The sequence below is a fragment of the Phocaeicola sp. RTP21198st1_B8_RTP21198_201120 genome (assembly GCF_040929485.1).
In the GTDB taxonomy this organism is placed as follows: Bacteria; Bacteroidota; Bacteroidia; order Bacteroidales; family Bacteroidaceae; genus Phocaeicola; species Phocaeicola dorei.
In genome coordinates this window covers 1-21,365 of the sequence record NZ_JBCOCI010000006.1, presented here as the reverse complement: position 1 = coordinate 21,365, position 21,365 = coordinate 1, and the positions used below count along the sequence as shown (strand labels likewise).

Annotated in this window: 23 protein-coding genes; 14 read left to right on the top strand and 9 right to left on the bottom strand. The window is 46.7% G+C overall.

The features are described 5' to 3' along the window. Window positions 1–135 precede the first annotated feature (135 nt). From AB5935_RS04840 to AB5935_RS04795, 10 genes are all read left to right on the top strand, one after another. Complete coding sequence (locus AB5935_RS04840; RefSeq protein WP_227194034.1) at window positions 136–459, top strand: hypothetical protein; 324 nt, start codon at window positions 136–138, stop codon at window positions 457–459. A gap of 24 nt (window positions 460–483) precedes the next feature. Beyond that, a complete protein-coding gene (locus AB5935_RS04835) occupies window positions 484–1,029 on the top strand; it encodes a DUF4141 domain-containing protein (RefSeq protein ID WP_087339808.1) in 546 nt (181 codons plus the stop codon). A gap of 4 nt (window positions 1,030–1,033) precedes the next feature. Continuing rightward, window positions 1,034–1,831: a type IV secretion system protein gene (locus AB5935_RS04830; protein ID WP_117929119.1), complete on the top strand. Its 798-nt coding sequence runs from the start codon at window positions 1,034–1,036 to the stop codon at window positions 1,829–1,831. A 14-nt stretch (window positions 1,832–1,845) separates the two neighbouring features. Continuing rightward, the gene (locus tag AB5935_RS04825) at window positions 1,846–2,502 is read left to right on the top strand and encodes a hypothetical protein (RefSeq protein WP_007839678.1); all 657 of its coding nucleotides are present in this window, start codon (window positions 1,846–1,848) and stop codon (window positions 2,500–2,502) included. Window positions 2,503–2,517: 15 nt separating this feature from the next. Continuing rightward, the gene (gene traM, locus AB5935_RS04820; protein ID WP_117929121.1) at window positions 2,518–3,474 is read left to right on the top strand and encodes a conjugative transposon protein TraM; all 957 of its coding nucleotides are present in this window, start codon (window positions 2,518–2,520) and stop codon (window positions 3,472–3,474) included. Between the two features lie 35 nt (window positions 3,475–3,509). Next, window positions 3,510–3,674, top strand: a complete 165-nt coding sequence (locus AB5935_RS04815) for a hypothetical protein (protein WP_007839679.1) — start codon at window positions 3,510–3,512, stop codon at window positions 3,672–3,674. A gap of 112 nt (window positions 3,675–3,786) precedes the next feature. Then, a complete protein-coding gene (gene traN / locus AB5935_RS04810) occupies window positions 3,787–4,911 on the top strand; it encodes a conjugative transposon protein TraN (protein WP_117543611.1) in 1,125 nt (374 codons plus the stop codon). Window positions 4,912–4,921: 10 nt separating this feature from the next. Then, entirely contained in the window at window positions 4,922–5,473 is a 552-nt protein-coding gene (locus AB5935_RS04805) for a M23 family metallopeptidase (protein ID WP_007836045.1), read from the top strand. Beyond that, window positions 5,470–5,700: an HTH domain-containing protein gene (locus AB5935_RS04800; protein ID WP_007839681.1), complete on the top strand. Its 231-nt coding sequence runs from the start codon at window positions 5,470–5,472 to the stop codon at window positions 5,698–5,700. Before AB5935_RS04805 ends, AB5935_RS04800 begins: the two co-directional genes overlap by 4 nt. A gap of 73 nt (window positions 5,701–5,773) precedes the next feature. Next, complete coding sequence (locus tag AB5935_RS04795) at window positions 5,774–6,745, top strand: InlB B-repeat-containing protein (protein ID WP_221413253.1); 972 nt, start codon at window positions 5,774–5,776, stop codon at window positions 6,743–6,745. Window positions 6,746–6,853: 108 nt separating this feature from the next. Here AB5935_RS04795 and AB5935_RS04790 read toward each other — a convergent pair whose 3' ends face one another. From AB5935_RS04790 to AB5935_RS04765, 6 genes are all read right to left on the bottom strand, one after another. Beyond that, window positions 6,854–7,495, bottom strand: a complete 642-nt coding sequence (locus AB5935_RS04790; RefSeq protein WP_117856193.1) for a hypothetical protein — start codon at window positions 7,493–7,495, stop codon at window positions 6,854–6,856. Between the two features lie 29 nt (window positions 7,496–7,524). Continuing rightward, window positions 7,525–8,370, bottom strand: coding sequence for a Fic family protein (locus AB5935_RS04785; RefSeq protein ID WP_087339938.1), 846 nt, complete (start codon window positions 8,368–8,370; stop codon window positions 7,525–7,527). Window positions 8,371–8,917: 547 nt separating this feature from the next. Next, complete coding sequence (locus AB5935_RS04780) at window positions 8,918–10,714, bottom strand: fimbrillin family protein (protein ID WP_007839688.1); 1,797 nt, start codon at window positions 10,712–10,714, stop codon at window positions 8,918–8,920. A 20-nt stretch (window positions 10,715–10,734) separates the two neighbouring features. Then, window positions 10,735–10,968 (bottom strand): hypothetical protein, encoded by a 234-nt coding sequence (locus AB5935_RS04775; protein ID WP_007836052.1) that lies wholly within the window; start codon window positions 10,966–10,968, stop codon window positions 10,735–10,737. A gap of 13 nt (window positions 10,969–10,981) precedes the next feature. Continuing rightward, the gene (locus AB5935_RS04770) at window positions 10,982–11,761 is read right to left on the bottom strand and encodes a ParA family protein (protein WP_007839692.1); all 780 of its coding nucleotides are present in this window, start codon (window positions 11,759–11,761) and stop codon (window positions 10,982–10,984) included. A 204-nt stretch (window positions 11,762–11,965) separates the two neighbouring features. Next, window positions 11,966–12,235, bottom strand: a complete 270-nt coding sequence (locus AB5935_RS04765) for a hypothetical protein (protein ID WP_007839694.1) — start codon at window positions 12,233–12,235, stop codon at window positions 11,966–11,968. 424 nt (window positions 12,236–12,659) lie between these two features. Between AB5935_RS04765 and AB5935_RS04760 the strand changes: the two genes are divergently transcribed. From AB5935_RS04760 to AB5935_RS04745, 4 genes are read left to right on the top strand one after another with little or no spacing between them, the layout of a single operon-like run. Further along, window positions 12,660–12,857, top strand: coding sequence for a hypothetical protein (locus AB5935_RS04760; protein ID WP_005841751.1), 198 nt, complete (start codon window positions 12,660–12,662; stop codon window positions 12,855–12,857). Next, a complete protein-coding gene (locus AB5935_RS04755) occupies window positions 12,854–14,473 on the top strand; it encodes a zincin-like metallopeptidase domain-containing protein (protein ID WP_007839696.1) in 1,620 nt (539 codons plus the stop codon). The genes AB5935_RS04760 and AB5935_RS04755 overlap by 4 nt, the downstream gene beginning before the upstream one ends. A gap of 40 nt (window positions 14,474–14,513) precedes the next feature. Continuing rightward, window positions 14,514–15,899, top strand: a complete 1,386-nt coding sequence (locus AB5935_RS04750) for a hypothetical protein (protein WP_117543615.1) — start codon at window positions 14,514–14,516, stop codon at window positions 15,897–15,899. A gap of 37 nt (window positions 15,900–15,936) precedes the next feature. After that, window positions 15,937–16,713 (top strand): hypothetical protein, encoded by a 777-nt coding sequence (locus AB5935_RS04745; RefSeq protein WP_087339958.1) that lies wholly within the window; start codon window positions 15,937–15,939, stop codon window positions 16,711–16,713. 209 nt (window positions 16,714–16,922) lie between these two features. Here the strand turns inward: AB5935_RS04745 and AB5935_RS04740 are convergent, their stop codons facing one another. The 3 genes from AB5935_RS04740 to AB5935_RS04730 are packed head-to-tail and all read right to left on the bottom strand — an operon-like array spanning window position 16,923 to window position 21,287. Further along, window positions 16,923–17,240, bottom strand: coding sequence for a hypothetical protein (locus AB5935_RS04740; RefSeq protein ID WP_007839714.1), 318 nt, complete (start codon window positions 17,238–17,240; stop codon window positions 16,923–16,925). Window positions 17,241–17,265: 25 nt separating this feature from the next. After that, on the bottom strand, window positions 17,266–19,815 hold the full coding sequence (locus AB5935_RS04735; protein ID WP_117543617.1) for a DUF262 domain-containing protein: 2,550 nt from the start codon (window positions 19,813–19,815) through the stop codon (window positions 17,266–17,268). Between the two features lie 8 nt (window positions 19,816–19,823). Further along, complete coding sequence (locus tag AB5935_RS04730; RefSeq protein WP_368327339.1) at window positions 19,824–21,287, bottom strand: DUF262 domain-containing protein; 1,464 nt, start codon at window positions 21,285–21,287, stop codon at window positions 19,824–19,826. Window positions 21,288–21,365 lie beyond the last annotated feature (78 nt).

Sequence of the window (21,365 nt, the reverse complement as noted above, 5' to 3'; positions counted from 1 at the left end):
CTCAACACCGCCCAGAGCACACTGACCGCGGGAAATACCGCAGCAACGGTGAAACAGGTGACGGAATCGGTGAACAGGCTCCAGACCGCCCTGGACTATGTCCAGAAGGTGTCCGCCACCGTCAGACGCGCACGGATGTTCACGGACCTGATAGACCGGCAGAACCGGTTGAACAGCAACTGCCTCAGGACGCTGGAAGAGGCGGAGAAGATGGACATGAAGGGGCTGCCGGGCATCACTTCGGCCGTGCAGGACGTGGTGGCGAACAACGCCGCCATCATCTCCCTGACCATGGACATACTCGGCAGTGACCTGAAAATGAACGACAGCGGACGGATAAAGCATCTGAGGAAGTGTCTGGAAAAGCTGAGGGAGCAGGAGGCGGGACTGTCCGCCATCCGTCAGACCATCTCCCGTACACGGACAATCAGACGGAATTTGGGACTTGTAACAAAATAGGAATCAGAACAAAGGAGGAATATCATGAAATTGCTTTCAATTTTTTTCTTTTTTACAGGAATGTCGCTGCATTGCGTGACGGCGGGAGCCCAGTGGGTGGTCACCGACCCCGGCAATACGGCACAGGGAATCATCAATGCCGCCAATACGGCCAGTACGGTGAAGCAGACGGTGGAACAGGTGAACAGGCTCCAGACCGCCCTGGACTATGTCCAGAAGGTGTCCGCCACCGTCAGACGCGCACGGATGTTCACGGACCTGATAGACCGGCAGAACCGGTTGAACAGCAACTGCCTCAGGACGCTGGAAGAGGCGGAGAAGATGGACATGAAGGAGCTGCCGGGCATCACTTCGGCCGTGCAGGACGTGGTGGCGAACAACGCCGCCATCATCTCCCTGACCGGGGATATACTCAGCAGTGACCTGAAAATGAACGACAGCGAACGTATGGAGCAGCTCGACGGATGTCTTCAGGAAGTCCGCCGCCAGGAGGCTTCACTGGGCACCATCAGACAGATCATGTCACATACGCGTACCATCAGACGGAATTTGGGGCTTGTAACGGAATAGGAATATGGCATCAATAACAGAAATATCGGTCGAGCATATCCACAATGCTTATGAAAGTATCCGGGGGAACATCGCCGTGGAAGCCTTCTATGCGGTAGTGACGGGATTCATGGCTGTCACGCTCATCCACCGTCTGTATACGGTATACCGGGAGGTGCAGTCCAACGAGGACGGCACGCCCACCATGAAGGATTACATGAACCTGGTGTGGCAGTATGTATTCTGCATAGCCGCCGTCGCACTGTTCCCCGTGCTGCTGGAAGCCCTGGAAACGGTGTTCGGCAAACTGATGGACGATCTGCAGGCCGGATTCGGCGGAAAGGTCTATGATGTGGCCGACCTGTTCCAGAAGCCGATAATCGCACAGTTCGAGAAACAGTTCAGCGACATGTCGGTAATGGACGTTGCCGGCGTGTTGCTCAATCCGATCGGCAGTTCGTTCGATTATCTGCTGGCGTATGTGGCCGGCGTCATAGCCGCCCCTTTCTACATGTACGCGCAGACCCTGTTCATAGTCGGCAGATACATGTTACTGCTCCTGCTGGAACTTATATCCCCTGTGGCGATAGCCTGTTTCTACAACGAGAGTACCCGGACGTATTTCCATACGTGGTGCAAGAACCTGCTGGTCTGTTATCTGATGGTACCGGCCTTCATCCTTGCCAGCAAGTTTTCGGACGCCATCGTCTGCGAGTATGTCATGAACACCTCGTGGAATGTCGTCCTGCAGGTGTTGTTCTCCCTTGCGTTGAAACTGTCCCTGCTGGCGATTGTGAGAGGCAGGATCCATAACCTTTTTTAAAACAACGGAAGAATATGAAAATGGATATAAAGAATATGGTGAGGGACTTCGCCTCACTGGGAGAGGCCAAGAAGCGGTCCTCCGTCTATGTCAAGGCGGTCAGCCTGTTGTGTGCGGCCATCGTCGCCCTGGTGCTGTTCTTCATGAACATGACCGTCCGCGGAGTGACGGACAGGATCCTTGTCGTGAATACCGGCGGAGAGTTCCTGCAATTGAAGTCCATGGAAACGGACAAGTTATACGAGACCCTGTTGAAGGCCCACTGCAACGCGGTGGCCTATTATGTAAACTCTTTCGACAGGATGAGCATCTCCGGAAACCAGGCGCAGGCCGTGTTTCTGGTGGAGAAATCCGAGCTGAACGCCATCTGGAACAAATACCTGAACGACCGCGCCTATGCCGACGCGGCGGACAGGGGTGTCATCTACAAGTGCGTGTTTGAGAAGCTGCACAGGGTCGGGATACGTGATGACGGTTACAATGTGCTGTTCACCTCCATCCTGTCCATCCATGATGCCGGCGGGGTCAAACGTATAAGGATATACAGCCGGGGCGACGCCATACGCACCACCCCGTCCTATCCGGAGAATGTGACAGGCTTCTTCTTCCGGAACTATACACAGGAATACGAGCTGTTGGATACCTCGGATGGAAACAAAGAAAGGAATTGAATAAAACAGAAGAACATGAAGAAGACTCAAGTAATCATTGTCAGCGTGTTCGGGTTACTTGTCCTTCTTGTCATCTGGACAATCTCCGCGATGAAAGGAAAGGAAGAGAATCAGAACACCGTCCGTCTTAGCACGGACAACAAGGATGTGACCATTACGGATGTGAAGGCCCAGCTCGAGCGTACCCCCCTGCGCAAGCAGGCGGAGGGACAGGGCGGGGACAATCCGGTGGACATAGAGCGTATGCGTCAACTCATCATCAACAGTGAGATGCCGCCGGAAGAGGAATACGGGCGGAAGGCGGATACCGCCTCCTATATCCTTCCCACACAAGAGAACCTGGACAGTATCACCCGTGAACTGCGGAAGAAGAAAAAAAGGAAACAGGAGAAAAAGAAGGTGGAGAAGAAGGAAGAGACAAAGGAAGCCCCTCCGGCAAGGACAAGATTCAATACGGTCGCCTTGCACAAGAGCAGCAGGCGGAACGCCATCCGCGCGTACGTGCATTCCGACCAGGTCGTGATGGCCGGATCCACGCTGAAGATGCGTCTGGGTGAGGACTGTCTTACCGATGACGGCCGTCGGGTGAGGAAGGACTCGCCGGTGTACGGGGAAGTGAGGAAGATAGACGGCGAAAGGGTCATTGTGGAGATCAGGACAGTCAATGTGGGCGGCAATATCCTTCCGTTTAAAAAAGAAGTATATTCTTCTGACGCAATGGAAGGTATCTATGTACCGGGGAACGCAAAGGCGGAAATCAACAAGGATGCCACGGCCGGGGCGGTGGACGGGACAAATCCGCAGATAACCGGAGGCCTGGACATGGGCAGCCAGCTTATTGCCGGAGGTGTGAACGGTGTGGTGAACGCCACCAAGCAGGCCGCAAGCAAGAATATCAAGAAAGTGAAGGTCACCATCAAGACCAACTATGCCGTGTTTCTGATGGAGAAAAAAGAACCGGGGGAAAGCTGACCGGAAACGGCATATTGAAACATTAAAATAAAGATATGAAAGACAGCAGGACAATAACAGGTGACCTCATGGAGAAAGGGTATTTGTATGGTGTGTATTCACGTCACGAACAGTCAGGGCAAAGAAGTGATGAAAAGGCATCTGTGGATGAGAAGCAAAAGTCCCGGATAATGGTCCGGAACCTGAAAAGTAAACAATAAATAAAAACAAAAATTATACAATGGAAACCATACAGGAAATCCATCACGAATCAAATTCTAAAGCCGGATGCAAAGATAAACATCAAACTATTAAAATATAATTTATCAAGATATGAGACAAAACAGAATTTACATCACAGGGATACTTCTCCTGTTTGCTTTTTTATCAGGAAGAGCCCAGCAGCTCCGTATTGACGAGCTGGAGTGCAGAAACCTGAAGATCGGTTATGAGAAGACGCTCCATATGATATTCCCCACTCCCGTGAAATACCTGAACATGGGGGATGAGAACATCATAGGGGAAGTCATACAGGTATGTCCGTCCGTCATCCGGCTGAAATCAACGGTAAGGGATTTCAAAGGAGAGACCAACCTGTCGGTTGTTACGGAGGACAGCAGGTATTACACCTATTGCATATCCTTCGACGAGGGAGCGCAGGCTGTCTACAAGGAGGGTGGTACCATGCCGGAAACGGCGGTTCTTCCGGTTTCTGACGAGAAACTGACCCATGTGATCTATCCGGAAAAAATCGTGTATGTGGATTTCGGAAACACCACCGTACAGGTGGAGAAAGCGGAGAATGTGAACAATATTGTCGCACTCAGGGCCGTGTCGCCGTTTGCCCTGCAGACCAACCTTACCGCCATCACCGAAAGCGGCAGGTTCTATACGTTTGACCTGCGGTATGCGCCCGGATGTGAGAGATTTTCCTTCATTGTGGACAAACAGGACACCCAAAAGAAGCAGGTGGCCATACTGGAGGGAAGAGAGCGGAATACCCGGCAGAAAGCACTGCTTGAAAAAGAGATATCACGGAGGCCGAAGCTGCTGACCAATATCAAGGACGAGGTGGCCGGCATGAGATTCTGCGTGACCAATATCTTTGTGGACAATGATATCCTGCTGTTCCGCTTCGGGCTGCACAACCGTTCCCAGATCGGCTATACCATAGACTTCATCCGTTTTTATATACAGGATGCAAAAAAACGGAAAAAGACCGCCGTCCAGCAGCTGGAGCAGCAGCCTCTCTTCTCTTTCAACCGTCCGGAGGAAGTGGCTGCGCTTTCTTCATGTGACTTTACGGTCGCCCTTCCGAAATTCACCATACCGGACAAGAAGGTGCTCATCATAGAGATACAGGAGAGAAACGGGGGAAGACATTTCTATTACAAATTGAAGAACAGACAACTGATCAATGCGGAGATACTGTTCCCGGAGATTGTAGGAAAACCATAAAGGATACCACATGATAACGAAACTAGTTCTGTTCCTATGCCTCTTCTGTCCGGTACCTGATAAGGAAAGGGCCATATTGGAGGACGCACTCTCCCGGTGTTCCAGTCTTGAGCGCATCGGGGAGATCATGGACATCGTGGAGAGGCATCATCTGGAATACAGGATACCGGTACATCCCCCTGTACACCGGTTCCACCGTATCAGTTCCGCCTACGGATGGAGGAGCGACCCGGTTACCGGACAGCGCAGGTTCCATTCAGGAGTGGATATTGCGGCGGAACTTGCATCGACCGTGCATGCCGCAGCTGATGGAAAGGTCATATACTCAGGAAGAAAGGGAGGATATGGATACTGTGTGATGATACGCCATGCCTATGGTTTTGTGACCCTGTACGGGCACTTGTCCGCCTGTTATGTTCCGGAAGGGGAAGAGGTCAGGAGTGGCAAAGTGATCGGATTCATCGGATCAAGCGGAAAAAGCACGGGAAACCATCTGCATTATGAGGTGAGAAAGTACGGAAGGCCGGTCAGGCCATACATCAGAAAAAGAAGAGGATTATGAGAATACTGGACTACATGGAAAGATTACAGACACTGACCCGTCTGCTGAAAAAAGAACATACAGGAAGTGCCGCGAAAATAGCGAAGGAAATGGGCGTACATCGCAATACAATCATTAATTACTTCTTAGAGCTCCGGGCCATGGGTGCAGAGATTGAATATGACAATGAACGAAATACATATTATTTCAAGAAATCTTTTGATATCCAACTGAAAATTAAAATTTAGTGAAGGGCAGCACAAAAAGGTTGTGCTGCTTCCCACTTACATTTGCATATTAAAAACTATCAAAATACAATTTATGAAAACAAATCATTTACATTACATTGTGCTGCTGGCAACCATCTTCTTAGGCTCATGCAGTGAAGAAATTGAAAAAGAGCTCACAACCGGAAAGACCGCGGTGACTATCGAGGTTGACGGAGAAGAGGATGCGGACTCACGTACCGTATCGTTTACCGGTGGTACCGCTTATGGAGAGGGACTTTATGATGGTAAAGAAAGACCCACGGTAGGTGCTGAAGCCTCTGACGGATATGAGATAGACTATTTCTACGGGGGACCGTCAGATGAACCCCAAAAGTACAATTATACAGGCAGTGGAAGTTCTGTATCATATCAAGTTTTTCTGAATGGCAAGGACCATAAATTCAAGTGCAAGTTCAAGGAAAAGAAACGTACTTTGACCCTGACTGCCAATCCGACCTCCGGAGGAACTGTTACCGGAGGGGGAACATACAAAGTAAAAACCAATATCCCCATCACCGCTGTTGCAAAATCCGGATACACATTTTCCGGATGGACTGTGACTAAAGGAGATGCAAAAATTATGAATGCCTCCTCAGCCAGCACCACTGTGCAGTTGCAAAGTTCGAACAGTACTTTGCAGGCGAACTTCAAACAATCTGTTACGATTATAAATGTCTCTTTCAAAGATGAAGTCCTAATGGGACAATTAACCAGAACTGTTTCCGTTACCTCGGGTCACTCAGCGACTTACACTGTTTATGGTGTTGAAATCACAGAACGGGAAGATGATAGAGGAAATTACGACTCCTGGGAGGAAAATTATACCTTCGCAGTCACATCAGGATCTCCGGCATCACGATTGGATAGTTATGACAAATATAACGGTGACGTGTCCGAGAGCATGACCAGCAAAGAAAAATCATTTACTTTGGTTGTGGATGGTGTCACTGTTTGCTCCAGCGAACCTATTTCAAATGTTGGCAAAGTTGATAAGGTGATCGGAAACTATAGGTATATTTTTTGATTTAATTTCGCATTACAGATGAGGTTGTGTCAGTGTTTTGACACACCTCATCTTTCTCTGCCAGATTATTAGGTACTAACCGAATTTAATCAATGCCGGCAGAATATATTATTTCTGGAATCGGGCGGTATAAACAGTAGCATCCCCTTGTGTGGTGATCTCATAAGTATAGGAGGTAGACACCTGTTTCTCGCTGCCATTATAAAAAACATACCATCCCAGCCAGCGTCCCTCTCCATTGATATAGTCAGGAAGGTCCTTGACAGTGAGAACTGCCTTCTGCCGTCCTGTAATGGTAAAACTTCTGATGCCGGATGCTGTATTCAATATTGTTTTATTACCGTCTATATTCACTTCAATACTTCCGGAAGAGATGAAACCGGCTGGTGATTCGGCACTGATATTGAATGTCAGCGAGGGCTCCGTCGTAGTTTTCATCACAAACTTGCCCGTTATATGCCGTACCCTGTCCGGAGTGTCAGATGGGGTGAATGTGTATACCTCCGCTGTTGACAGCAATGTGCCATTCTCATACCATCCTGCAAAATCCACTTTTTCTGACTGATAACGTATGCTGAGTTCTATAGTTTCACCATACCGGGCCTTGTAAGTCCGGTTGTTGTATCCTTCATAAATATCATCATAGTTGCTGGATGATGATATGGATAATGCGGAGGAGGTATCTTCTGGAGGATTGACCACTCCTATGGTGTACTGATAATCTTTGGGGGCTGTAAAGTTCGCCTGCAAAGTACTGTTCGGACTGTCAGAATGTAATATTAGATTTCTAAAATGTCATCATTGGATGATTTTACATTTCTAACAAATTCCATCCCCCTGATAAAATTCTCCGTGAGATTCTTTTTTTCCTCGATTTCCTGTTCCATCCGTTTTATGGATGTCCGGAAGAAAAAATCTATCAGAAATTCATCTGTACGCTCTTTTTTGATATATTTTAAGGCGGTGATATACTCCTCTCTCTGCGAACCGGGAATTATCAGCAGCGGCTGTTCTTTTTTGAGCAATATAAAATTGGACATCAGACGTCCCAGACGACCGTTTCCGTCCCGGAAGGGATGCAGATATTCATAAAATCCATGAAATTTTGCCGCGATGATCATCGGATGGATCTTCCCGGAGTCCAGGACCTGCTGGGTGCTTTGCAACAGGCGGGGGACCTGCTTTATCAGCTGCTCATGGTCCCCAAATATCGTATCACCGGCACACATGTCCACTGTTGTATATTCTCCCGGGTTGGACGGTATTTCATCGTATTGGGTCTTGTAAGAGAGGGTATGTTCCGTCAGCAGCCGGTGGGTTTCCTTCAGGAGTTCCTCGGTCAGCGGCCTGTCCAAATTCTTCAGAAGATATTCATAAGCCTGGAAATGATCCAGGATTTCAAATGCCTCCAGCAAGGTCTTGCCTTTGGGGATCATGCCCAGCCCTTTTTCTTTCAAGGTGCGGGTCTCGTCCACTGAAAAACTGTTCCCCTCTATAGCACAGCTATGCGCCGAGAATAGAATTTCATTGTATTCTATAAAATCTTTCCTGCTCAGCTTCTCAGATACAAGTTCCTTGTACCGGTTCACTAAAATATCATATCGGGAAATCAACTTGTCCTCCATATCAGTACCATTTTTTGCAAAGATACTAAATCTGACCAATATAACCCTGCATTCTATATGTAATTCCTTGATAAAAGTGTGATATCATTACTTTCCCCGCCCTACTGGTAGAACAATGGTAGAAAATAAAAAAACATAACAAAACTCAAGATAAAACACCGGAACGGAGCGATTGCAAGACCGTCTGTCCGTACTTTCTCTCCTTCAAAAGGGTGGAGAAAACATTTTCTACCGGAATTCTACCCAAATACCGGATGTTCCAGGAACACTATGGACACAACCCTCTTATTTGTCTTGTTTTTTCAGCCATGTAATAAACAAGCCGGAACCCTTCAGAAAAAGGCATTCCAGCTTGTTCACATTGCACATACCGGCTGTCATTATCATAAACCGCACTATTCCAAACATCAATACTAACAGCCGGGTTTATTACAAGGAGCGTAAAGAATATCTTGAAATCTTTCTATGCGGTTCTCCTGTAAACCGGTACATTGACTATCATGTCTTATCTTTTTTCTTTAGGAAGAATGGGGCCTGTTATCGTCTTTTACCAACTTTGAGGTATAATGCCTAAGTAATTAAACGCTTCATCCATTTTTGCGGACTCGGAACCCGGATAGTTCCGGTTGAACAGGTATTCTGTGTCACACCGCAAAAGCTTCCACTCACTGCTTCCTTCTTCCCGATAATACAAATGGGCTATCGGAGTGCAATAACCAACACCGCTAACAGGATCTCTTGGATTTGCTCGCTGAATCGGGAACTTGCAGGATACTATCCCTTTCCAAAAACGTACTCCTGCCGCTATGTCAACAGTGCAGCTTCCCAGTTCATCGCACCATTCATAGTCATCAATCTTGTTCTCCTTTTTATCACTCGGTCTGTAGGAGTTGGATTCCAGTTTAAACTCCCTCTCCCATACAACCTTTATAGCCCCTTTCATGGCTTTCCTGCTTTTGTTTGAAAGCGTATAGACTATATTGAACCAGTCATTATCAGGAACAGGATATGCCAGAAACGTATTGCATTTCTGGTTCTCCAATGTTATCATCCGAAGTGCCGGCATATCAGTGGCCGGTCTCACCTCATACATCCATTCTCCGTCATTGGAATTCTGATCGTATCCGTAAGGCTTGAACCAGGCTGACTCCCCGTTCTTTTTGAACAGCACTGCCAGCCGGTATGTTCCCGGCACAGCCTGCACATAACAATACTTGCAGTATCCGTCCCATGCACCGTTACCGCATTTGATATCAAACGGCTGGTACTGTTCCACAATCCTGTTTCCATCCATCAGTACGAACCGTGCCTGTCCGGCGAAGCCTTCCCCACCTCCACGGTTTCTATACCGCAAAAAGAATCCCCAGACCTTACCCTCACCGGTATAGGTGTCATAGCCATAGAACGTATAATTCGGCCATATATAAATCCTGTCCGTCCCGCAATCCCTCATGACAATCCGGTCGGTCTTTCCGAAAGTGCTCCAATACTCCTCATCCATCGGCACATGGTCCACGTCCACCTCACAGTTATAACCGGATTTCATATTCAGAGTGTAAGTATAGATCATGCCGGGATTCCACACATGGGTAGGCGGCAGGGCATAGGTGAAATCCCTCCCGTCCACATGTACATTGACAGTGATACCCTCAGCCGTACCCACAGGCATCAGGATCGCCTCCACATATACCGGAGAGGCATCGTCCAGTGTGTAGTTCCCTCCGGCCTTATATTCTCCGGGCTGTCCTGCCGGAAGGAGCTTTCCGGACGTGACATCCATGGACGCAGACAGCCTTACACCTCCAAAAGTGACCGCATCCACCATCCCGTTACCTGTATAATCATTCTTTTTTATCAGTATCCTGACCAGGGAGAGAGCATGCTGCATTACAAGGGCCGCGCTCGGCTTCTCAACGCTTACCCCTCCTTCTCCATACATATAATCCTCCTGTGTCGTGATGTCCACAGGTATGGCGGTCATGTCCGTATATTGTACATTATAAGGATAGTAGGCGGACACTTTCTGCTCAGCCGTCACCTCCACCTGTTTTCCGGCTTTCCACCGCCTGCCGTCAAAAGTGAAGGGTATGTTCACATCCCCTGCAGCTGTCACTCCCAGGCAATGCCCCTCCTTCCAGTTCTCCACCACGGCCCTCTGTTCCTGCATGTTCTCGATGATAGGGGCGATGCCGAGGTACACCTTTCCCGTATCCGGCTCTTCCGGGTTTCCGGGATTTTCCGGCTCCATTACGGGAGGAACCGGGTCCGGCAGCGGTTCCTCATCCCGGCAGGAACATGTCATGCACGCCATGACCGCCATCAACAAATATCCGAATGTCTTCATTTTCTTCAATTTTATATTCTTTATTCTTTCTCCACTCTCTCGAAGAATTCCCGTATAGCCTGTGCTATGACCTGCTTCTCCTTCATTCCGGCGTCAACAGCGTATTTCTTCACCTTGCGGTGCAGTTCCAACGGATACTCCAGTGAGGTTCTGGCCAGTGCTTCCCCTTTCTTTCCCTCCTCCGGAGTGGAGTGTGTGGGACGGTTTGGTGTTCCGCCCTGCAGAATCTCGTCAATTCCAATAAATTTTCCCATATTCTTTTTACTTTTATTTGTTGTCAACCATATTCAATCTGGACAGGATCTCCCGGGTAAGGGACCGGTAGTCCGCCGCTCCACTGCTGTTCCTGCTGTAAGATACGACATCCGTCTTTCTGCTCATGGACTCTGCCACCCTGATGGAACGGCTGATGACCGTGGAAAAGACCGTTTCCCCGTACTGTTTCCGCATCGCTTCCAATATCTCCGCATGCAATGTAGTCCTTCTGTCATACTGTGTCACCAGCATGCCGAGCAGGTTCAGTCTCCTGTTGATCTTCCTCCGTATTACAGCAACCGTATCCAGGATGGAAACCAGACCATATAAAGAAGCCACTTCCGGCTGCACCGGTATAATCAGGTCGGTGGCGGCCACAAGCGCGTTGACCGTGATCAGTCCGACAGCCGGCGGGCAGTCAAGGAGCACGAAATCGTACCCTTCATCCGTTCTGGCAGCCAGTTCTTTAAGGAAGTTTTCCCTCCCGTATTCGTTCTGCAGAAGATACTCCGCATCCGCCATTTTCCTGCATGACGGGCACAGGGATATATTCTCCTGCAACCGTATCCGTGGAAGCCGCGTTTCCTTGCCATCCACCGCACCCTGCAAGGCCGAGAAAACCGTTTCTTCCGGATCTGTCACCCCCAGAGCCGAGGTCAGAGTGGCTTGCGGATCCAAATCAGCAAGAAGGACCTTGTATCCTTTTCGTGCCAGTTCGAACCCCACATTGGTAGTGGTAGTAGTCTTGCCAACTCCACCCTTCTGATTATGGACTGCTATAATTTTCACCATATCTGTTTGTTTTTTAGTGTGTTACGAAGTTAAGGAAAATAATTCTCTTTTCCAATATTTTGATGTTTTAATGCTTTAATATTTATATATTTTAACACTAAAATATTTTGATACCATGATCTCCCATAACGAAGGAACTTTCATTTCTTCTTTTCAAAGGAAGACGGATCATACCGGAAGCCGCGGAAGGCTCTGTAACGAACTTCATCCCAGGCCTCCTTTCACACAAAGCCGCAATGCCACCATGAACCAGGCCAGACAAATCAGAGCGGGAACCTGTGATACGAAAGATGCGCATATTAATGCAGAGAAAACAAAGGAGGCATGGCCAAGCAGCAGGACCTGGCGGTTGGATACGTCCTCTTCAAGTACAGAAGAAAAGAATTGGTTTTTACGGTTCAGCCATAATTGAATAGCTGAAGATTTGCTAGCGACATTTATGTCGGGAGCAAAAATAGAAACTGTTTGTTTCATAACTGTGAGTATTTTGGCGTTTCGGCAATTATATAGAACGCAAGAACGCCCGCCGTTTCCCAAGTTCGCCAAAACACCCACAGATTTCGCTCATAGAGCAAAAATGTAGTCGGGAAAGGCAGCCGTAGTTTGCACAACAAGTTGCGACTCCTACAGTATCCTTTATATGCATCATTTTGCTAAAAACAGCAAAATGATAATTTAGGGCATAAAAAAAGCCCATCAAAAATATGAGCATTCACACGCTCTATAATACGAAATTTATTCGTGGGTAATTTTGGCACTGCAAATATACGAATAATACATTAAACTGCCAAAGAAAGAAAAGGGAAGCTCTCTTTCTTTGTAGAAATATGGATACAGCACAAAAAGGTTGTGCCGGTCCGCCCTTACATTTGTCCCATTAACCATAAAAAAATACACAATGGAAGAAATGGAATTGATACACAAGGTGGAAAACGGGGAATTGGACATGCTTGGTTATGTCATGCTCAACCCGGAATTGAAGGAACCGTTTTCGGACTATGCCCGGGGCAATGGCATCACCTGTCCCACAGCAGCGGATGCGGTGCGTTTTTTGAAGGAATACGAGGAAAGGCTTTATCAGGAACTGCTGCCATGAACGGGAAGGTATTGGAAAGATATGCGGAACTGATGATTGACAAGATCAGGCAGATGTCCGCCGGTGAATGGCAGAAGCCCTGGTTCACCCCCCGTGCCGGCCTGCCACAGAACATATCAGGGCGTCCGTACAACAGCATGAACCGTCTTATGCTCTACATGGAGATGGACAGGATGGGATACACCCTCCCGGTATTCATGACCTTCCGTCAGCTGAAGGATGAGAACCTGATGGTCATAAAAGGATCGCACGCCCTTCCCGTGACTTTTTACGATATCACCGTGAAGCATAAGACGACGGGGGAAAAAATCAGCTTCGATGATTACAAAAGCCTCCCGGAACTTCAGAAGCAGGAATATAAGGTGACTCCCTTCATGAAACATTTCTATGTGTTCAACATAGACCAGACGGATTTCAAGGAAAAATATCCGGAGCGGTATGAGGACATGAGGGTCAGATTCTCCGGTCCTGCCGTAGCGGACAACGTAAAAGGAAACGGGAACCCCCGGCTGGATAAAATGATAAAGGAACAGAAATGGCTCTGTCCCATAGAACTGAAGGTGCAGGACAGGGCATATTACAGCCCGTCCAAAGACAGGATCGTTCTTCCGGCTCCGGGACAATTCAAGGACATGGAATCATTCCAGATGACCGCCCTTCACGAAATGGCCCACTCCACCGGGCATTCCTCACGACTGGACCGAGGGCTGCATCACCCGTTCGGAACGTGCGGATATGCCCGGGAGGAAATCATCGCCGAATTCACAGCTGCCGTCGCAGGCAGGGACCTGGGGATAGCCGTAACTCCGAGAAAGGAGAACGCACAGTATCTGAAAAGCTGGCTGTCAAATTTGAAGGAGGACCCCGGCTATGTCATGAGTGTGTTACGGGAGGTCGGCAAGGCATCCGCCATGATAGAGGATAGTGTGGAAAAACAGTACACCCTGGCAGACACATCCGCCAGGGAAGAGGACGTATCCCCACTTCCCATAAAAGAAGAAGGAAACAACGAAACGGTTCCTTCCGGCATTCTCGATATGTATGACCGCTCGAAAGAACAATATCCGGATGCAATGGCCCTCATCCGTGTGGGGGATGAATACAAGGCATATAATCAGGATGCGGAAAGACTCCATGAGGTACTTGGCGTATGCGCAAGGAAAGCGGTGTCGGGAAAAGACGGCACGCCGGTCATGACAGCCTCGTTCCGTCACGTCGATCTGGATACGCATCTCCGTAGTATAATCAAGGCAGGCAGCAAGGTCACAATCAACCATTATGAGAAAGCAGCCGCGCCGGACAAGAGTATGACGACCCCTCTTCTTTTCAAGGGCGGCCGTCGTGAGATAGAGATCACATCCGAAGGCGCGGTCATACGTACCAACGGGAACCAATATGATGCGACCGGCATATTGAAGGGGCTGGAAAAAGCCGGAATAGATGTCAGGAACATATCCGGCAGCCAATGGGAAAGCATGTTACGGGGACGGGGAACCGTCCTGAACCCCGCAAAACAGAAAATGCTGTTCTCTATCCGGAAACAGCCCTCCGGCTACGGTGTGCGTATAGCGGACATCAGCGGAAAGATTTCCTCATCAGTTCAAAGAGAATTATGACAACCAAACGCTGAGCCACCGGCATGACGGGCATACATATATGAGAATAACAGATTTTTTTATAAGACGTGCCCAGTTCAGAGAACTGGGAAAAAACCCGCAATTGATCACCGCGGTCGAGAATCCGTCAGAGAAGATGCAGCTGGCCGCCGTCCGGCAGAATCCGGATCTGGTTTCGGTTCTGGACAATCCTACGGAGGAGGTACAGCTGGCCGCTGTCAGACAAAAGGCGGACTGTCTGCTCCAGCTCCGTGAGCCGACAGAAAAGGTCTGTCTGGCCGCCATAGCCGAAAATCCGGAAATGATACGCTATATCCATGAACCCACGGAAAAGATGCAGCTGCTGGTCGTCAGACGGAATCCGGAAATGATCACCCTTCTGGAAAATCCATGCGAGAGGGCGCAGCTGCTGGCCGTGATGGCGGATCCCGGACTGATCACCGCTATCGGCAGCCCTTCCGCAAACACGCAGCTCTCCGTTGTCAGGAAGGACCCGCACCTCATCCGGGAGATAAGCGTACCCGACTGGAAGGCCCAGTTGTATGCGGTCGGACAGGATCCGGAACTGATAAGGTTTATCAGCGAACCGGCGGAAAAAGTACAGCTGTCCGTCCTTAACGGGGACGCCTCCCTGATAAGACTCGTGAGAACCCCCACGGAAAAGGCACAGATGCTGGCCGTTGGCAGAAACTCCTCCCTGATAGGCCATATCAGGAATCCCACGGAGAAAGTCCAGCTGATGGCGGTGCATGACAGTCCGGCAAACATCCTGAGGATAAAGAACCCGTCCCGGCAGGCATGCCTGTCATGCCTCGGTTCCGTCATGCCCGGAGGGACCGCAGGCATCCATTTCAAGGAGGATATTTCAGAAGCGGTAAAGAATCTTTTTACCAGGCTCGGGGAAATAGAGGAGAGATATGGAGAGCTTATGCGGGATGCCGGGCATATGGACACCTACGACGCCAGATACGAAGCGACGGAAAAGGCGGAAGCCTACCGTACAAGAAAAATTTCCGCGGCAGTCGGCACGTTCAGGAAAGAGGCGGTCCTGGAAACTTCCGCTGTTCCGGAAAAGACTGTTGCCATGGAGAAAACAGAGGCAACGGAGGCGCAACCATCCTCCGGAGAAATGAGGTTCAAGGGCGGCCGCCGTGAACTGACCATACGGAACGGAAGTGCGGTGCTCCGCACCAATGGAGAGAGTTTTGACGCGACGGATATCCTGAAAGACATGAGCGCCCACGGGGTTGACATAGGCAGGGTATCCGGAAAGACCATGAGCGAGATGCTGAAAGGTAACAAGACCGCTTTGCCCGGAGCGTCGGGAAACTCGGTGTTCGCTATTGTCAAGGGACCGGCGGGCTACGGTCTGAAAGCCTTCCAGATCGCCAAACAGATTCATTCGGCTGCCGCTCAGGAAATATGATTATGATTCAAAGACAGAAGAAAAGAGAAGTATAAAGATGAGAAAAAATATATTGAAAAGATTGATTGACAATCTGTCCGGAGCAGATTTGCGGAGGGTGAGTAAAGATCCGATGGAGATAATGGGCATGGAACATCCGTCCGAGGCAGCCCAGCTGTATGTTGTCAGACAGAATCCGGAGATGATACAATTCATCGGCGCGCCGTCTGAAAAGGTGCAGCTGGAGGTGGTCAGAAAGGACGCCTCCCTGATCATGCTTCTTGATGCGCCATCCGAGAAGGTACAACTAGAAGCGGTCAGGAAGGACATAGGGGTGTTCCTGTATATCAACAAACCGACGGAGAAGGTAAAGTCCGAGGTACTGAAGAGTGACAGCGGACAGATCATCTATATGGATAATCCGTCCGGAAACCTCCAGATGCAGGCTGTGGAGAGTGACTGCGGCTCCATCATATTCATTGAACATCCCACCGAGAAGGTTCAGATAAGGGCTGTCACGGCCGATCCGGAGCTTTTCATTTATATCGGATCCCCGACGGAAAAGGTCAGGTATGCGGCGGTCAGCGCATGTGCGGACAATATCATGTATATATCCAGACCGTCTGAAAAACTACAGATAAGTGCGGTGTCACAAGATTGTGAAACGGTCAGATATATAGAGGAACCTTGCGAGAAGGCAGTGATTGTCGCCCTGAAAGAAAATCCGGGACTGTTCATGTACATCCATAATTCCTCCCCATCTAGGGTAATCACAACCCTGGTTGAAAAGGATATGGAGAAAAAGAGAGAGGCGGGAAAACAGGAGAAGGTATAAGAGGCCGGAACTCCTCTTTTCTGAAATGAGGCTGCGAACCGACAGCCTCATTTTGTGGATATGGAATCTTTTTTTCTTTGGAAAGGTTTTCTTTTGTTTTTCTGATAGTATTTTATAGATTTGCGATTGTGGATGTAAAGCTCCTATAGCTCTAACCAAACGAAATATGGATAGCCCTTTAAAAGGGGGGCTTTTTTCATATTTACTTATTAACGAAATTTGATTGTATCTTCAGGTATTGATTTCATATCTTCTTCAGTTATAGGTATCAATTCTTCTTCAAAGATAGGAGAGTCCATATCTATAGCTTTTGTATCATCCTGTTCAATAGAATTTTGAAAAATAATAATCATTAAAAATTGCATCAGCATACCGATAATAGAGAGGATTATTATTATTCCAATAAAAAAAGTTGTTATTTTTATCCATGTAGCTGATGAACTTTTCATTATACGCCAAATGAAATATATGACAGCTATAATGATACACATTAAAACGATAGAGAATATTACAAATAACATTGTCATAAATATTGTATTTCTATATATAAATTTATTTTTTTTGTTTCAATTGAAATAATGCATCTGCCAAATATTTTGTTTTGCTTAAGATTGAATTTTCCGACTTGCAATACCAGCTAAACCAATTGACAGTCTCGTCTTCATTTTCAATCCCCAATTCTTTAAGAATCTCAATGATTTCATCAGGATAATCGAACTTGTTTTCGTTGTTAAACCCGAATGTAAGTTGAAACTTATCGAAATCATGGTTTGCATTTAACACAGTATATATTTCAATGCTGTACTTATTGTGTTTGTACGAGAAGTCCTTGATTGATATATGTGGACTAATATCCGATCGTTTTTGCCAAGCATACTCCTTACAGAATCCTTCAAAAAAGATATCCTCATCCTTAAATTTCTCGACCCAAAGGTGGTATGTGAATAATTCTGAATGATAATGATTCAGATACCATTTGCCAAGCAAAAGTATCTCTTCCTTGCTAATATAAATGAACCCTTTTTCGCATACTTTGAACATTTTAGGTGATGAGATCAATGTATTGCGCCATTCTTCTTCTGTCTGAGGAATGCAAAGTCTTTCCAATGAGCCTATAATGTCATTTAGGTCTGCTATGTCATCAAAAGTCGCTTTGACGAGTTTTTTTCCTTTTTGCATAACCTTGTCATCGCCCATACGGAGCATGCGTTTCCAACTGAGGTCACGTTTGACGTTTTTGGCAACTGTTTCTGTTGACAGCAGGTTCCAATAGTCTGTATTCCCTTCAAGCAAATAGTCGCCATGGGCCAACACGGCCCGTTCAAAACAAAAGTCTTTGTCATTGAAGCGAACACCTTTTTCATTGAGGTCGAAAACGAACTTTCCGATTTTTGAATATCTGATGAATGCGTTTTTGAAAGTTTTATTTTCGCTATTACTCCAGTCCAGATGCTTGTTGGTATGATAGTATTCACAAATTCCAGAGAACTCTAAAAGGAATCCTATCTGTCCGTTGAAGTAGTGATGCTTTTCCGCTCCTTCTATCAATTCTCTCCACGCTGGTTTTTCTACGAGATGGGCTTTAATGCACTCTTCGCTTGACTGGTGCTTTGAGAAACCATCTATGCTTGATGCTTCTCGGAGATATTGGATGATGTTTGGTGCATGTGGAATGAGCTTTTCGATAGACTTGATTCCACGGGCAAGGTCATCGTTGCCGTCAGCAATAGTATTGTCAGGATGGGTAAGGTTGTGAATGACCCTCATCCATTCATTCAAGCTATCTATCTTGTTCCTGTGGTGGATGAGATATTGCACATACGCAAAGAATTGCATTCTTTCTGCCCTTGACAGTTTGTTTTCTATAGCCTTGTTGAAGATTTCATCCTCGTCATAATAATCTTTATAATCCACTGAAATGTAATGGGCTATCTTTTGGTTGCCATTATAGAGGGCATCCAGTGAATCAATTACCGCCAATATGGCATCATATGTGAGAACTTTTGTTTCCTCATATTTTGCAAAGGTCAAACTCCTGTCTCCTCCTGTCAGGACATCGAAAGTCGGGTCGGAAGTGTTTTTGTTTTGGAGTTTGACGATGGATGCATAATAGTTGGTGACAATTACCCGGAAAAGATTTTCAATGTGCGAGTCGATTCTGTCCTGTTTCCCTTCCTTACAATATTGCCACAGGAGTGTAACCCATTTTGTATCAATATTGAATGAGAAATACTGCTGAAGTCCTACAAGATTCTCTTTATTGTTGAAATTCAGCGTAAACTCTCTGCTATGTACCGATTTATTTCCATCAAATTGCTTGAGGTATTGCTCGAATTTAGCTTTGAAATTCTCAAACTTGGAAAGAGGCTTCCCGCGCGAGTTCATTTTAATGTACAGATCGTCCGTAAGTTTGTATTCCTTCAAATCCATAAAAATGAATGTGACAATAGGATTTTCCTCGTCTAAAAGTCTTTCAAAAAATTCCTCATGTCCTATAAACTTATGATAAATGGCATCCAGCATTACCAACATGGACTGTATGGTTGGATCATTCTTCCAAAAACGGAAAAACCAAGGTTCATTTTTTAGCGTAGCGGACAAGGAGGGAGTGTCTTTGTTGTCTTTCTCTTTAATCGCCACCAATTGCCCCATGTCTATTGTTGCCTGCATTAGTGCATCACAAAAGTCTGTGGAACTTTGGCGGGTTTCATACGTGAACAAGGACTTTTTGCCACTTGTCATTTTGGCTTTGAAGATATTCTTGGCTTCTTCATTTTGGGAAATTTGAGAGAGGAACCAATGCAACAGGAACAGAGTTGTCAATCGTTGCTGACCATCTAAAGGGATGAAGTGGATGTAGTCTTCATTCGGTCCTGCCTGAAGAGTCCCATAGACAAAGTCCAGATCTCTGTTTGGACGGTTTTCGTCCAGATAGCTATACAAGGAATCCAAGAACTCATTCCTGACTTCATTTGTATCGTCGTTTGTTCGCCCTTGGACATAATCTCTTTGGATAATAGGAACAACTAACTTGTAGTTTTTTTGTGAGAAAAGTTTAAAGAACGAAAGTCGTTCTCCTTTATATTCGTTATTTGTTGACATGATGATTCTTATTTGAGATATTCTCTTAAAGTTTGTTCCATTGCGGTCACGTAGTCTTCTGCGTCAGTCTTGTCCCAGACCATCAAGTTGCTACCTTTCCTTGTATAGTATTTCAAAAAAACGTTTTTCGTAGCAATTGGCACAAATATGCCTTGACTGTCGTTCGATATGATCCATTTTCTCTTAATGGGAAAGAAAGCATTGCCATATCCTCTGTTGGTTTGGGCATCCAGCAGGGTGAGATTCCGTATGTTGTCTTTGTCTTCCAACTTATCCTCACCATAGTATTTTTGTACAGCATCAAAGCACTCATCAAACTCTGTATCATTGATTTTCTCCCTTTGGCTGTTTGAGTGCAGGACTGCTATACGGTTTATCAGTATCAATTCCTCTTTCTTGCTGTCAACTTTGGATTTTGCGATGTTCTTGTCCTTTTCTTTTGATTCAATTTTTTGGATTTCCTTTTTCAGATTGTCAACATACGCGGAAATGTCTTCTTCTTCCGTTGACCCGACGAGGAACTCAAACATGTCATGAATCCATTCTAGACGTTGGCTGTCATCATTGATGCGTTTGTCCGTCTGCGAGCTGATATGCTCTATGTCCCACTTCTCCTTTTTGTATTTGCTGAAAGGGAAGCGCATATCAGACTTGTTGGATTGTAGAACGGTGAGGATGTTGAAAAGCAATAATACTTGTTTGACCTCCTTGTCCCCATAATTAAGATCTGATAACTTTATTCCTTTCATAAGCCCCTTGAGCTTGTTCCCCTTTATATAGTCAGTTAAGAAATTTGTCTTGTTCATTTCCTTGGACTTTTTCATAAGTTCGTTTATATCTGCGCCATACTCAATCAGAAAACCTATGTAGTGATATAAAGTCCTGTCCTCGTACCATTCTTCCAAAGTCTGAAATGTATGCTTTACTTCCTGCCAAATATATTCAATTTTCGCTTGCTCTGTGGTGCAAACAGGGTTGCAAGAAAGTTCCTCCAACTGCTTATTAAAAGCATTGAATGTAAAATAAAACTCAGAATCTAAATCCCGGCTTTTCATCAAGTCAAACACAAACTCTATGCGGTTGTCATATTTGAATGGCCATGAAGACCTGCACAAGAAATACCAAAATGAATCATCTTGCAGTCTTTGCTCAATCTGATTCCATTCTGTGGAAATCTGAAGCTGCCTCATTGATGCTTCCGATGTAGAGAAATTGCCACGGCGGAGAAGCAGCGCCTTGATCAGTTCTGCATTCGTCAGAGGTATTTTGCCTATATTCAATCGTGTAAAAATGTCAATGGAAGTTGCCTTCTCTTCATCTGTCACCTCATACCATATCACTCGGATGTTGTTGGCCTTGTCTATGCCAGTAGCGTCGTCAATGTCCTGTCCCAGTAAAGCATCAACAATTTTATTCCGATACTCCTTGTTTTTTTGCATCCAATCAACCATAGCCTCATAAACTGTTTTCATGTAACCTCAAATCCGCAACTAAGCCCTTGAACGTCCTTATTGCGTTTACACGTCCTCTCATTACTGAATTTGCAGATA